Source organism: Saprospiraceae bacterium (assembly GCA_016714025.1).
Classification (GTDB): domain Bacteria; phylum Bacteroidota; class Bacteroidia; order Chitinophagales; family Saprospiraceae; genus Vicinibacter.
Window position 1 is genome coordinate 209,841 of sequence record JADJOB010000002.1, and the last position, 13,082, is coordinate 222,922.

Annotated in this window: 13 protein-coding genes; 2 read left to right on the plus strand and 11 right to left on the minus strand. The window is 37.2% G+C overall.

Going from position 1 to position 13,082, the window contains the following annotated elements:
- Positions 1 to 35: 35 nt before the first annotated feature.
- The gene (gene nusA, locus IPJ80_04170; GenBank protein ID MBK7912675.1) at positions 36 to 1,271 is read right to left on the minus strand and encodes a transcription termination/antitermination protein NusA; all 1,236 of its coding nucleotides are present in this window, start codon (positions 1,269 to 1,271) and stop codon (positions 36 to 38) included.
- Between the two features lie 5 nt (positions 1,272 to 1,276).
- Positions 1,277 to 1,747: a ribosome maturation factor gene (locus IPJ80_04175; protein ID MBK7912676.1), complete on the minus strand. Its 471-nt coding sequence runs from the start codon at positions 1,745 to 1,747 to the stop codon at positions 1,277 to 1,279.
- A 157-nt stretch (positions 1,748 to 1,904) separates the two neighbouring features.
- Here IPJ80_04175 and mqnC point away from each other — a divergent pair, with 157 nt between their 5' ends.
- Positions 1,905 to 3,059 (plus strand): dehypoxanthine futalosine cyclase, encoded by a 1,155-nt coding sequence (gene mqnC, locus IPJ80_04180; protein MBK7912677.1) that lies wholly within the window; start codon positions 1,905 to 1,907, stop codon positions 3,057 to 3,059.
- 11 nt (positions 3,060 to 3,070) lie between these two features.
- Positions 3,071 to 3,901, plus strand: coding sequence for a purine-nucleoside phosphorylase (locus tag IPJ80_04185; GenBank protein ID MBK7912678.1), 831 nt, complete (start codon positions 3,071 to 3,073; stop codon positions 3,899 to 3,901).
- A 506-nt stretch (positions 3,902 to 4,407) separates the two neighbouring features.
- Here IPJ80_04185 and IPJ80_04190 read toward each other — a convergent pair.
- From IPJ80_04190 to otsB, 9 genes are all read right to left on the minus strand, one after another.
- Complete coding sequence (locus IPJ80_04190) at positions 4,408 to 4,998, minus strand: hypothetical protein (protein MBK7912679.1); 591 nt, start codon at positions 4,996 to 4,998, stop codon at positions 4,408 to 4,410.
- Positions 4,999 to 5,326: 328 nt separating this feature from the next.
- The gene (locus tag IPJ80_04195; GenBank protein MBK7912680.1) at positions 5,327 to 5,758 is read right to left on the minus strand and encodes an SRPBCC domain-containing protein; all 432 of its coding nucleotides are present in this window, start codon (positions 5,756 to 5,758) and stop codon (positions 5,327 to 5,329) included.
- A gap of 267 nt (positions 5,759 to 6,025) precedes the next feature.
- Entirely contained in the window at positions 6,026 to 6,484 is a 459-nt protein-coding gene (locus IPJ80_04200) for an SRPBCC domain-containing protein (protein ID MBK7912681.1), read from the minus strand.
- 190 nt (positions 6,485 to 6,674) lie between these two features.
- Positions 6,675 to 7,043 (minus strand): VOC family protein, encoded by a 369-nt coding sequence (locus IPJ80_04205; GenBank protein MBK7912682.1) that lies wholly within the window; start codon positions 7,041 to 7,043, stop codon positions 6,675 to 6,677.
- 19 nt (positions 7,044 to 7,062) lie between these two features.
- Positions 7,063 to 7,365, minus strand: coding sequence for a DUF1905 domain-containing protein (locus tag IPJ80_04210; GenBank protein MBK7912683.1), 303 nt, complete (start codon positions 7,363 to 7,365; stop codon positions 7,063 to 7,065).
- Positions 7,366 to 7,578: 213 nt separating this feature from the next.
- A complete protein-coding gene (locus IPJ80_04215) occupies positions 7,579 to 8,157 on the minus strand; it encodes a nuclear transport factor 2 family protein (GenBank protein ID MBK7912684.1) in 579 nt (192 codons plus the stop codon).
- A 382-nt stretch (positions 8,158 to 8,539) separates the two neighbouring features.
- Complete coding sequence (gene nhaA, locus IPJ80_04220) at positions 8,540 to 9,700, minus strand: Na+/H+ antiporter NhaA (GenBank protein MBK7912685.1); 1,161 nt, start codon at positions 9,698 to 9,700, stop codon at positions 8,540 to 8,542.
- Entirely contained in the window at positions 9,701 to 11,923 is a 2,223-nt protein-coding gene (locus tag IPJ80_04225; GenBank protein MBK7912686.1) for a trehalose-6-phosphate synthase, read from the minus strand.
- Positions 11,920 to 12,666 carry a trehalose-phosphatase gene (otsB, locus tag IPJ80_04230; GenBank protein ID MBK7912687.1) on the minus strand — a complete coding sequence of 249 codons (747 nt, stop codon included), beginning with the start codon at positions 12,664 to 12,666 and terminating at the stop codon, positions 11,920 to 11,922. The genes IPJ80_04225 and otsB overlap by 4 nt, the downstream gene beginning before the upstream one ends.
- Positions 12,667 to 13,082: the final 416 nt, after the last annotated feature.

Here is a 13,082-nt window from a genome sequence, read left to right on the forward strand (position 1 = left end):
AATATAGTTGCAAGCCCTCAGGCTTAATATAAAAATCAATCTTTAAATTCCTCGTCCAGAATTTTGATTACTTCCTGAACGGTTTCTTCTTCCAAATCAGTTCTACGTACCAATTCTTCAACACTTAAATTTAATACACTTCTGGCCGTATCGCATCCAATCTTCTTAAATGCTTCAATAACCCATTCTTCAATTTCATCTGTAAATTCATCCAGATCCACATCATCCAATTCACCTTCTTCCTGATCCCGATATACATCAATTTCATAGCCGGTTAATTTAGATGCCAATTTAATATTTGCACCTCCCTTACCAATGGCCAGTGAAAGTTGATCTGCTTTCAAATATACATTTGCTTTTTTCGTAGCATCATCCAGTTCGATGGTCGTGATTTTAGCAGGAGTCAACGAACGTTGGATATACAGTGTTTGATTATTGGTAAAATTTACAATATCAATGTTTTCATTTCTCAATTCGCGTACAATACCGTGGATTCTGCTTCCTTTCATACCCACACAAGCACCAACCGGATCGATTCGGTCATCAAATGATTCAACGGCAACTTTGGCACGTTCACCCGGTATCCGAACGATTTTTCGTATAACAATCAAACCATCTTCAATTTCTGGTACTTCCTGTTCCATCAATCGCTGCAAGAAATTACTGTCTGTTCTGGAAAGTGTAATTACGGGTAAGCTGTTGCGCAATTCTACTTTTTTAATTACAGAACGTACGATATCTCCTTTTCTAAAATGATCTCCACGGATGGTTTCCGTTTTAGGTAAAATTAATTCGTTACTGGTTGCATCGTCAATAATTAAAAATTCTTTTTTCAATACCTGGTTGACTTCACCAATAACCATTTCACCTTCCCGTTCACTGTATCGCTTGTATACGTCGTCTTTTTCCAATTCCATGACACGAGAAACAAGTGTTTGGCGTGCTGCCATGATGGCCCGTCTGCCAAAATCATCCAGTTCCAACTGCTCGTAACATTCAAGGCCTACTTCATAATCCTCATCAATTGAAAGCGCTTCAGAAATAGCAATTTCTTTGAGATCATCGGTTACCTCGCCATCGGGTACAATTTTGCGAATACGCCAAATTTCCAAATCCCCTTTTTGAGTATTTACGATGACATTGAAATTTTCATCTGAACCGTATTTTTTCCGGATTAGGGAGCGGAATACATCTTCCAACACCCGCATGAGTGTAGGGCGGTCTATATTTTTTCCGGCTTTAAATTCTGCAAAAGTTTCTACAAGTTTCATCTTGCTTAAATTTTGATTACAATTTTTGCTTCTTTAATGATATCGTAAGGTAAATGCGTTTCAATAGTTTCCTTTACTTTCTTTTTTCCTTCTTTGCGAATTTCTTCGCGTGTCACAATCACATGATCGTCTGCAACTTCTTTAATGGTTGCCTGGCTTTCTGTTCCGTCTTTTAAAATCAACTGCAATTCTCTACCAATATTTTTTTTGTATTGTCTAGGAAAGAGCAGGGGTCTGTCGATACCTGGAGAAGAAACTTCCAACAAGTAATCAATCCCAAACCAGTTTTTTTCGTCGAAATGGGATTCCAGATAACGGCTGATTTTTTGACATTTTTCAAAATTAATTCCACTATCCGAATCTATGAATATCCGGATGGATTTTTTTGTTTGCTCTATGCCAACTAAAAAACAATCCTGAAAGCTTTCTTCCTGGAATTTAGCAGTCAGTAAATTGTGAATCTCTTCTGTGTACATGCACCGATTGCTTGAAACAAAAAGAGGGAACTCCCGTCCCCTCCTTTAAAAAGCCCTGCAAAGATAATACTTTTTAGCAGATTTACAAGGTTTTATAAGGCTGGGCTCATGAAACAAATCAAGCCACCGGGCTGTTTGCTATATTTGAGCCCAATTGATGGATCGTTCCGGAAAAACCAAATCACTGTTATTAAAGGCCCTGAATCTCGAATTTCTGAATGCCGAGGAGGGTTTATACCTGTTTAAAGAGGCAGGTTTGGGTGAATTGATGTACGTTGCAAACGCCATCCGGTTTAAAAAAGTTCCCGGAAATACGGTCTCCTGGATCATTGATCGGAACTCTAATACTACGAATGTCTGTGTAGCCAATTGCAAATTTTGCAATTTTTACAGGCCTCCGGGTCATGCCGAATCCTATATCACTACGATCGAGGAATACAAGCAAAAAATAGAAGAAACCTTCCGGTTTGGCGGCGAACAGCTTTTATTACAAGGGGGTCACCACCCGCAACTGGGACTCGAATATTATTGCAATTTATTCCGGGAATTAAAGTCCTTATACCCCAATTTAAAATTACACGCACTCGGTCCACCTGAGGTTGCACATATCACCAAACTGGAAAAATCTTCCCATTTCGAAGTGCTGAAATCCTTAAAAGAAGCAGGTTTGGATTCACTTCCTGGGGCCGGTGCAGAAATTTTATCGGATCGGGTCAGGCGATTGGTGAGCAAGGGCAAATGTGGCGCGGAGGAATGGTTGGAAATTATGCGGACAGCCCATAAACTGGATCTCACCACCTCTGCTACGATGATGTTTGGTCATGTTGAAACCTTGCTGGAACGCATGGAACATCTGGTTTCCATTCGCGATGTTCAGGAGCAGCGCCCCGCAGGATCCAAAGGTTTTCTGGCTTTTATTCCCTGGCCATTTCAAGATGAAGGGACGATGCTCAAGCGGCTTAAACGTGCCTACAACGCCTGTACTGCAGATGAATACATCCGGATGCTTGCTTTGTCGCGGATCATGCTGCCCAATATTATTAATATTCAGGCTTCCTGGCTTACCGTTGGCAAACAAACTGCTCAAGTTTGTCTGCATGCCGGAGCCAATGATTTTGGAAGTATTATGATCGAAGAAAATGTAGTTTCTGCAGCCGGAGCTGCCCATCGTTTTACTGCCAGTGGCATTCAACATGCAATTCGGGAAGCTGGCTTTATTCCTAAACTTCGCAACCAACAATATGAATTTATTGCAATTCCTGAAGCAATCCAGGATCAGCAATTGGATCATCAAAAAATGTTGGTAGATTAATTTCGAAAGCCATGACTGAATTATTTCAACAGGTTGAGCAGAGTGCTGCTTTTATTTCAAAAAAATTTGACCAGTTTCCAGATCACGCCATCATACTTGGCACTGGTTTGGGTTCACTGACCGACCGAATAGAAATCATCCGGGAATTATCTTATAAAGTAATTCCGTTTTTTGTTCCAACCACTGTTGAAACACATATTGGAAAATTGATCTTAGCCAAATGGAAGGGGAAACTGATATTTATTTTATCCGGTCGCTTGCATTATTATGAAGGGTATAGTGCGCAAGAAATTACTTTTCCAATTCGTGTACTCCATCATTTAGGAGTAAAAAAATTATGGATCACCAATGCATCCGGAACTGTAAATCCAAATTTTCAATCCGGTGACATCGTTTTTATTGAAGATCATATTAATTTTCATCCATCCAATCCTTTGCGTGGATTGCATGATCCCCGTTTTGGGGATCGATTTCCGGATTTATCCAGCGTGTATGATAAAACCTTATTAAAAAATGCCGAACAAGCATGCATCCAATCGGGCATTCCTTTTAAAACCGGCATCTATTTTGGCTTGCAAGGACCCAGTCTTGAAACGCCCGCAGAATACCGCATGATCCGTATTTTAGGTGCCGACATCGTTGGCATGTCAACAGTCCCTGAAGTCATCGTAGCGCATCAATGTCAAATGCAAATACTTGCAGTTTCCGTTGTTACAAACTCCACTCCGGAAGCAGGTCATTTTGTAAAGACTACGATGGATTCTGTAATAGAAGCAATTCAAAACGCTTCGGTGAGTTTGTTTGAAGTATTGGAGAAATTGCTGGAAGGGAAGAGCGGATAAGTTGATTGATCAACGTTTAAACTCCAGTTTCCGAAGGCGTCCTCGCCGAGGATTCGTGGAGTACTAAATTGATTTTACCAATAATTCATTTACTGATTAAGTTTAAAATAAAACAAGTTTCCGAAGGCGTCCTCGCTAAGGATTTGTGGAGTACTAAATTGATTCTACTAATAATTCATTACTAGATTTATTTTAAAATAACACAAGTTTCCGAAGGCATCCTCGCCGAGGATTCGTGGAGTACTAAGTTGATTTTAATCAAGATTTCATCTTCATTTATAGTTGAAATTCATTACTCTAAAATTAAAATCCCTTTGCCCTCGGCGAGGATGCATTCAGGAACTTTTCGCTTCGATTGAAATTGAAAAAGAAATTAAATTGCTAATTGAGCTAAATTTAAAATCTGAAAACTTGCTTTATTTCTTTACGTCTCTGCATGAAATTTCTTTCCTAAATTTAATGTAAAAACTAAAAACCTGAATAGCTAAATAAAAACACTGTTCTGGCTATTGTCCTTTCCATTCATAAATATACTTATACAGAGTATTGCGGCCATTGCCCACGGCAGCTAAAAATGCAATTTGCGCACCATGTGTCCCGGTAGGCAAAGATTTTCCATCAATGTAAACAACCATGCTGGAAGCCGGTGAAGGTGGAACTCCTAATCTGTGAGTAAGTGAAATACTACTAATAACCCCATCTGCTGTTTTTAAAAAGGATGGAGCAATTACAAAGCCCGGTTCCACTTCGGGACGGTCGAAAAAAAGAGTAAAATTACCATTTGCCGAATATTGATCTCCGGAATTTACCAATATGGTGACTTCCATATTGATTGGAATTTTATCAGTCGGCCGGATCTTTTTAGGTGGGCTGGTATAATTACATAAAAACACCCATTCATCATTACTTAATGCATATCGTGCTTTAATTACACCATCATTTACTTCGATACCATAGTTCTCTGATCCAGGAGGAAGGGTATCATAAACTCTGGTACTCACAATTTCCCAATATTCAGTATCTACTTCTTCATTCGTCGTATCCTTATTGCATGCAACAACTATCGATACCACCAGTAATAAAAACAAACTTTTCATTCTATTGATTTATGTTTAACAATACTGAAAAGTATGATAATACTGACATCCTGAAACGGATTTAAATCAACAACAATAATGATAGATGTAAATCTATTCAGCTTTACACTTAAAGTCTAATGACGGTATGATCGGATTTTTACCCGGACGGTTTGTTTGAATTACTCCAGGTGGTTTAACAATGTAGAATTCAAGGGTGAGGACTATTTAGCTTAAATACTTTATGTAACAATATGCTCCAGGATTAAACAAGGATCAACTTATTCAAGAACTACACGAAAAATATTATATCAGACTTCCTCAATGAACAAGTTTAAAATCGCTTTTATTAAACATTAAGTCTTTCTTCATAAGCTACGCACTCTCCAAATTCCAAATAGCGTTTTAATAGTCTCAGATACATGGCCCAGCAATAATTTGATATTTTGAAATGCTCATTTAATGTTGGCCAACCGGTATGGTAAAATTTTAATTGGGTAAACTCTCCATCTGGCTCAATCAAAAATCCGACCTTGCTCCCGTTCCAATCCAAATCAGATTGCACAAACTCCAATTCAAATGCTTTGGCAAATTCATAACTTGTTACTTCTGCAATCCACTGATATTCCGGCCCAAAGTCAAATGAATAGTTTGCACCCATTGCTGGATTACCAGAACAATGGTTACTCCACCAGGCATCCAGGCCTCTAGGAGATGAAATGGCTTCAAATAAAAGCTCAGGAGTTGTACGGATTGGAAAATTATGATAAATAGTAAGCATATTGGGAGCTAAAATACCAATAATATTTCGATCAACGATTTTGTTCGTTTTAGCAATTCTACAAAATAAATTGAAATCTCACTTGATAAAACCGCTTGAAAATATAGTTCCTTTCCAAGCATAATAATATTCTTAAATCAATTTACTAAGCCGTTCAATGAATATTAGCTGGTTGAAATAATATTCAACTTACTATTCAAGTCTCTATATGACTTTTTGTTATAAGTTGTGTTCAGTATAGTGCTATCGTATTACTTACGGGAGCTACTAAATTTCACATAGTTCTTTTAACTTGTCAAGTGCCTTTGGGTAGGTCTCGTTCATGAAATCCATAAATTCTTCTGTCATATCTAAATCAACTGTAACTTTAGTAATTCCGTTGTTTACTTCAAACGAATAATTTTCAAACCCATTAGCCCATTTTTCCACCTCTGGTCCCTCAGTAATTTCTACATTTGCTTGTACCAATCCATAATGACGAATTGAAACAAATTGATTGGGAATATTTTCAGCTATCTTAGAAACCATTCCACCTTTTTCTCCCTTCTCATCGGTGCCTATAAAAAGCATTTTGCTGCCTTTAGTCCAATTGCCCTCATAGGAGGAAGTTGGATTAAACAATGCAGTCCATTGCTCATAAGTTGATTTATTTTTAATGCCCAGCATATGGTCAAAGACTTTTTCTAACGGTGCATTAATGCTTATTTTAAATTGAAGTTTTTTCATAATAATATATTTGTTTAAATTAATCTTTCAATTGATTTTTAGTCATTCTATGCGTTTGCTTAACAAAGCCTTTGAGTATCTTTATTCTACAGACTGCTTCTTTGAAGAATTTGTCAACTTGTTAAACTCAATGGTAAGGTTTATCCAATAGTTGACCATTGCGCTAAATTATAATTGATATGCATATTACTTATTTCATTGAATGCAATGCAACTCTGTTTCCCTCTGTGTCTATAAAATGTGCCATAAAGCCATTTTCACCAATTGATGTTTTTGGCATAATTATTTTTCCGCCCGCATTTTCAATCTTTGAAAGCGGAATGCTTAAATCATCTCCCCCATTCAAATAAACAATCGTTCCCTTGTCAGAGGGTACAAACCCTTCACCTTGCGCAATTCCTCCGCCAACACCATTTTGCATATCGGCTGGAAGCATACCGTACTTTCCACCCGGGAATGGCATTTCCATAATTTCTGCACCAAAAAGCGTCTCATAAAATTTCTTTGCTCTTTCAAAATCTGTTACTGGTATTTCAAACCAATTAATCGCGTTTGTCATTTTTTTTATTTTAAAATTGTTAAACCCAAATATAAATAGTAATTGTTTGACCAGCAATTATTTGCTCTTTTTTTCTAATTTCCAATTTTAATGGGAGAATATACGTTTTCCGTTTCGTGTCAAACCAAATTGCCGTTTTCCATTCTGTTGCCCCAACTTTTGCAGTTGCTTTTAATCGACCCCATCCTTCTTCCTCTGATTTTAAGTTTTCTCTAATTTCCTTTGAAAAGTCAAGGGGCAGAGAAACAAAATACCAACTACCAGGTCCATCATAAACCCAAACATTCGCATTAAATTTATATTGTATTCCATTCTTTTCCATAGTCTGTAAATGTAGGTTTCACTCTATAGCTACACATGTGTATAAATTTAACCAAGTGCCAATTTAAATTCACGATCAGTCAAAATACCACTACTTTTTACCAAAAATACGAATGTTTGATTAACCATTGAATCCACAGGATCTTTTAATCTCTTTTTTTGCGTTCGATTTACGCTCGCTTTAAAGTGAATGATGTCAAGGAATGGAGTGCTTTTACTTTACATCTGCTCTGTATTCAATTTGATGGACGCTTCCAATTTTCCATATTCCTTCTTCTTTGACATAAATATCAGCCCATGTCATATACTCATTCCAATTTTTATCCATTGCAATCGTGTCATGCAGAATGCCTTTGTTCTCAACAATGTTTCGATAAGTTAGAACTCCTATATCACCAAAAAACTGCAAAACAAGATTTTCATATTTGACTGCGGTTACTGTATCAGTACAAGTCGTCCGGTCCTTTATATAATCTGCTCTATTATAAAACTCATCCTCTGCACGAAAAGCGAAATTCTTAGCCAAAATCTTGTTGAACAAAGATTCATCTTTTGTCTGCATAGCAAGCGGGAAATTGCGTTTAACTTTCAAGATCTCCTTGGCATCTTTTATCTGCGCCTCAGTGTTATTAGATATTAAAACAAAATGGTCAATGTCAACTGTCGGAGTTAGATTTTCTTCTGCAATTGATGTCTGAACAAATTTATTGTCAGTTTCAAATTTGGATTCATTGTCATTACACCCAAAACAAAATGTCCAAATGCAAATTAATAAAGCCACAATCAATTTCATAAATTAAGTTTAAACTTTCAGGTGATTCCAGTTCAAAGGTAGTGTTGCTGTAGTTAATTTCTTACATTTAGTTTGGGGTTATTATGCCTCCAAAGCATAACGAATTTGGTTTTATGCAACAGCACTAAACATAAGCAAAAGTCAAACGGTATAAATCTGGAAAAAATTATACCATAGAAGCGGGTACTGTAAAGTTAGCACAATAACCTGTCAACTGTGGTTTGCTATTGATGCGGTGTCTGTCAAATTATGCGGTAAACCCGTGGGGTTGCCTGCACGGATTTGTGCGAGGCTGCAAATGCAAGTGCAAATGTGTTGGATCTATATTGATTAATCTTTTTCATTTTATGTAGGGTAATATTTGCCACTAGTACTGAGTTTCTCAGTCCCCGTCTTTTGTTTCTGTTGTTGGGTCTTTTAATGTTGACCAAAGCCATAAATAGCCAAGTGTTCCTGCCACAAGTGAAGCAATTAAAATTGCAATCTTTGACTGCGTGATTAGGTCAGGATTGTCAAATGCAAGTAGCGTAATAAAGATGGACATGGTAAAACCGATGCCTCCTAAAAGTCCGACACCGATTACCTGCTTCCAATTTAAATCGTCTGGCAAAGTACAAAGTCCAAGAGATACAGCTATGAAACTGAAAAGAAAAATACCGAGTGGTTTACCAACTAATAATCCTACAAAAATTCCAATACTGTTTGCTAGAGTTAAACCTGCCTGCCAACCGCTATCAATAGGGATACACGTATTTGCCAAAGCAAATAAAGGCAGAATGATAAACGCAACGGGTTTGTGTAACCAATGTTGCAGTATGTAAGAAGGTGATTTTTCACCACCGTTACCGTATGGAATTGCAAACGCCAATAGCACTCCTGTGATTGTCGCATGAACACCTGACTGTTGCATAAAATACCACATGGCAACACCACCAACGAGATAAGGAATTAGGTTATGCACTTTCAGTCGGTTTAAGATAAGCAGCAGTCCGAAAATTCCAAGTGCAAAAAACAAGTTTGTAAACACTAATGTGCTTGTGTAAAAAATTGCAATAACTATGATTGCTCCCAAATCGTCAATAACTGCCAACGCTATCAATAAAACTTTAAGCGATGCAGGAACACGATTACCCAATAGAGAAAGTATCCCGATTGCAAAAGCAATGTCCGTAGCCATTGGAATACCAGCTCCTGATTGAGTATCTGTCCCAAAATTGAAAAGCAAAAACAGACCTGCTGGAACAAGCATACCACCAAGTGCTGCAAAGATTGGCAGTGCGGCGTTTTTAAAACTTGAAAGTTCTCCATCATAAATTTCTCTTTCTAGCTCTAAACCGATAAGCAAAAAGAAGATGGTCATTAGTCCGTCATTTATCCAATGTATTGAACTATGTCCACCAATTTGAAAATTCCACAATTGTAAATAGTTGTGTTGAAAAAATGAGTTTGCAAGCAAAAGCGAAAGTGTTGCGCTACAAATAAGCAAGATACCTCCTGCCTTCTCGCTTTCAAAAAACTCTATGAATAATTTAGAGAGCTTCATTTATATGAGATTTGCCATTGTTCTAAGAAGGTTTGCAGCCCATGTGTATATGTTGTTTGAAATAATGTCCTGTCTCAACATTTGCATACGGAGTTGTTGTTCGCTTTGGGGCATTTCGAGCGCAAGTTTGATGGCTTCCGCTGTGCGTTCAGTATCGTAAGGGTTGATTATTAATGCACCTTTCATTTGCTGTGACGCTCCTGCAAAACGACTGAGAATAAGCACACCATCATTTTGACTGCGTTCGGCAATAAATTCTTTTGCAACAAGGTTCATGCCATCATGCAGAGATGTTACCATGCACAAATCAGCAGATATATAAAAGGGTTTTATTTCCTGATGGCTGTGATGTTTTTTGAGAAGCAAAATTGCTTTCCAGTTTTTTTGTTTGAAACGATGATTAATTCTTTCTGCTTCCTTTTCAACTGCACTAACCATGTCAGCATAATTTTTAATGAGTGTGCGACTTGGAGCGCCTATCTGAATGAAGGTAAACTTACCTATAAAGTCAGGATTTTTTTCAAAGAAGCGTTCAAGTGCAAGAAACTTTTCAATGATGCCTTTAGTGTAGTCAATGCGGTCAACACCAATACCGAAATGTTCAGCTGTAATACCCTGCTCAGCTAAAATATGTGAGGGATTTGTTTTTTTAGAATGATTCTCGAAATCTTTTGGAGTAAATGCAATGCTGATAGGAAAAGGTTTTACAAGTGTTGTGTGTCCACTCATTCTAACCGAAAAATTTTCCCAAAGGACACGCGATTCAAGCGAGTTATTTACGGTTTCAAGAAAATGATTGCAATGATATTGAGTGTGAAAACCAATTAAATCAGCCCCCAACATGCCTATCAGAATTTCTTTTTGCCAGGGACAAATGCCGAATGATTCGGGATTAGGCCAGGGAATATGCCAGAAAATAGCGACACAGGCTTTGGGTTTTTCTTTTTTGATGAGTTCGGGCAACAGTGCAAAATGATAATCCTGAATTAAAATGAAAGGGGCTTCTTGATTTTTAGTTTCTTCAATTACAGCATCGGCAAAATCTTGATTTACTTTTTTATAATAATGCCAATCGTCTTTTCGGAAAACTGGTCGAGTATGAGCAATGTGACATAGTGGCCAAAGTCCTTCATTTGAAAAGCCGTAGTAGAAATGTTCTTCTTCTTCTTTGGTCTGCCACAATCTTCGCAAAGTGTATTTTGGTTCTTCAGGTGGAACTTGAATTTTATCATGCTTATTAACGGTTTCCCTATCTGCATCACCACTGCCCGAAGCAATCCAAAGCCCACCACATGCCTTTAGAATCGGCTCCATTGCGGTAATCATTCCGCTTGCGGGAACAATACATTTGATTTCTTTTCCTGCATGAATGTGCATATAAGGTTCACGGTTAGAAACTACCACCAAATTTTTGTTTTGTAATAGAGTTTCTACTTCTACTTTGAGTCGTTCAGGTGTCCAAACCGATTCAGCATTTGCTCGTAACCTTGCTTCTTCCTCTGCCGAAAGTTTCGCATCGTGCATGGCTTTGGCAATGTGCGTTATCTCTTTGTGAAGTGGTGCAAGAAAACTTGCTGGTGGGTTTGATTTGAGCTCATCAATGTTTCCGATTCGCGCAGCTTTCACCCAATCAACAATTTTATTTATGGGACTGAAAATTCCCCATCGAACTACAAGTATTGTAATGAATGAAACCAAAAGTGCCTGCATAAACCATCGGAAAAAATTGCGAAGCCAAATTCTGTTGATAATGTTTTCAATGTGGTCTGCTGTAGAATAGCAGATGATAGTTTTATTCAAGAGGTCATTTGTTTTAACCGGCCTGATGTGTTGGTAGATTTTTCTGTTGTTAAAAGAAAAATAATTTTTAACTGTTGTATCGGCAGTTGCAGCCTGAAAAATATAGTCGTTTGACTTTTCGAGTAAAGTAGTGGCAGGGGAACCAATAAAAAGAATGCTGTCAGAGCTGTAGTAAACTGTGATTGCAAGTAAGCGGTATTGGTTGAGGGTTTTATCAATGTATTCTTGTGTAAGTATGCCCGGCATCTTTTCGATTTCGGGCAAGTTGGATTCAATGAATCTTTCAGTAATAAGATTTACTTTTTCTTCTAACTCAACACTTAATCTTTCACGTTCATTTGAAATTTGAAAATACGTGAAGCCGAAAGCAACAAAGCCTACAGCTACAATGATGGATAGTATGAGTGCAAGATTTAACTTCATTTTGTTAATTGCGAAAGCAAGTTTAGAACTTCCGATACGGATTTCAGTTTGTGTTTAGCAAAAGTTTTTCCCTCACCAACCTTAATTGTATAAGCATTGAGGTTGTCCAACAATGCGCGAAACATATCTTCATCAGTCTGGTCGTCACCAATGGATAATACATAATCATAGTTGTTCTGCAAAAACACTTTATTAACCGCTTTGCCTTTATCAATTTCATTATTCATTAGTTCAACAATTTTATTGCCATCAATGATTCGCAAATTGTAAGATCGCACACTGTCCCTCAGTGCGCGAATTAAGTCTCTAGAATATTCATACCCCAACTCTGTTTGAACATTTCTGTAATGCCATGTGAGAGAATATTGTTTCTCTTCAACAAATGAATTGGAACAGGATAAAGTAAAACGCTCAAATATTGGAAGGACTGATTGTTTCCATAAATCGTTTTCAATTACCAGTTTCTTCCATCTTCCGTTTTCTTTTATCATTGCTCCATGCTCAGCTATAATATTTACTGGAAGATCGCCCAAAAAACTATCAATTTCATATTGCCTTCTGCCCGATATAATGATTACGTTGGTTTGATGGTTGTCCGTTAGGGACTTTAAAATTTCTAATAACTGAGCAGATGGTTTTGCTTTATCAGGCATTGACTCAAAATCAACAAGTGTTCCGTCATAGTCAAGAAGAATTAATTTGTTGGCAGCTGTTTTATATTTTTCTGTGAAGATGCTATGCATGTTACTGAAATAATAGTTGTCACCTTTGTTTTGAACAAAGTTAGTATTTTAAAAGGACAATCCGCTATAAAAAAAACGGTCTATGCACTTTGGGCAAAAGTGAAGCAATACTGAGATTGCATTGCATGTGGCCATGCTTCTCTTTTGTTTTTTATAGATTCTTTTTCATTTAGTTGTCAATAGTCATGTTAATGTAAACATGGTGTCTAAAAATGGTCGAGTATAACATACAAATCTACGCAATCATTACACTATGCTACTTATCCACGCATTGCACAATTCCATTCAATTATGAAAAATTTCAACTCAGTAATTCAAGTTGAAACCCACAAAAAAAAGCTGAATTAATATACCAAATGAATTTTTTAATCGATCATTGAATTCATTTCATTTACTGATAGAGTGCATCAGTAATT

Bases quoted from the DNA above. Each gene is read 5' to 3' on its own strand.
- nusA (MBK7912675.1), bottom strand. From the start codon at position 1,271: ATGAAACTTGTAGAAACTTTTGCAGAATTTAAAGCCGGAAAAAATATA.
- IPJ80_04175 (MBK7912676.1), bottom strand. From the start codon at position 1,747: ATGTACACAGAAGAGATTCACAATTTACTGACTGCTAAATTCCAGGAA.
- mqnC (MBK7912677.1), top strand. From the start codon at position 1,905: ATGGATCGTTCCGGAAAAACCAAATCACTGTTATTAAAGGCCCTGAAT.
- IPJ80_04185 (MBK7912678.1), top strand. From the start codon at position 3,071: ATGACTGAATTATTTCAACAGGTTGAGCAGAGTGCTGCTTTTATTTCA.
- IPJ80_04190 (MBK7912679.1), bottom strand. From the start codon at position 4,998: ATGAAAAGTTTGTTTTTATTACTGGTGGTATCGATAGTTGTTGCATGC.
- IPJ80_04195 (MBK7912680.1), bottom strand. From the start codon at position 5,758: ATGCTTACTATTTATCATAATTTTCCAATCCGTACAACTCCTGAGCTT.
- IPJ80_04200 (MBK7912681.1), bottom strand. From the start codon at position 6,484: ATGAAAAAACTTCAATTTAAAATAAGCATTAATGCACCGTTAGAAAAA.
- IPJ80_04205 (MBK7912682.1), bottom strand. From the start codon at position 7,043: ATGACAAACGCGATTAATTGGTTTGAAATACCAGTAACAGATTTTGAA.
- IPJ80_04210 (MBK7912683.1), bottom strand. From the start codon at position 7,365: ATGGAAAAGAATGGAATACAATATAAATTTAATGCGAATGTTTGGGTT.
- IPJ80_04215 (MBK7912684.1), bottom strand. From the start codon at position 8,157: ATGAAATTGATTGTGGCTTTATTAATTTGCATTTGGACATTTTGTTTT.
- nhaA (MBK7912685.1), bottom strand. From the start codon at position 9,700: ATGAAGCTCTCTAAATTATTCATAGAGTTTTTTGAAAGCGAGAAGGCA.
- IPJ80_04225 (MBK7912686.1), bottom strand. From the start codon at position 11,923: ATGAAGTTAAATCTTGCACTCATACTATCCATCATTGTAGCTGTAGGC.
- otsB (MBK7912687.1), bottom strand. From the start codon at position 12,666: ATGCATAGCATCTTCACAGAAAAATATAAAACAGCTGCCAACAAATTA.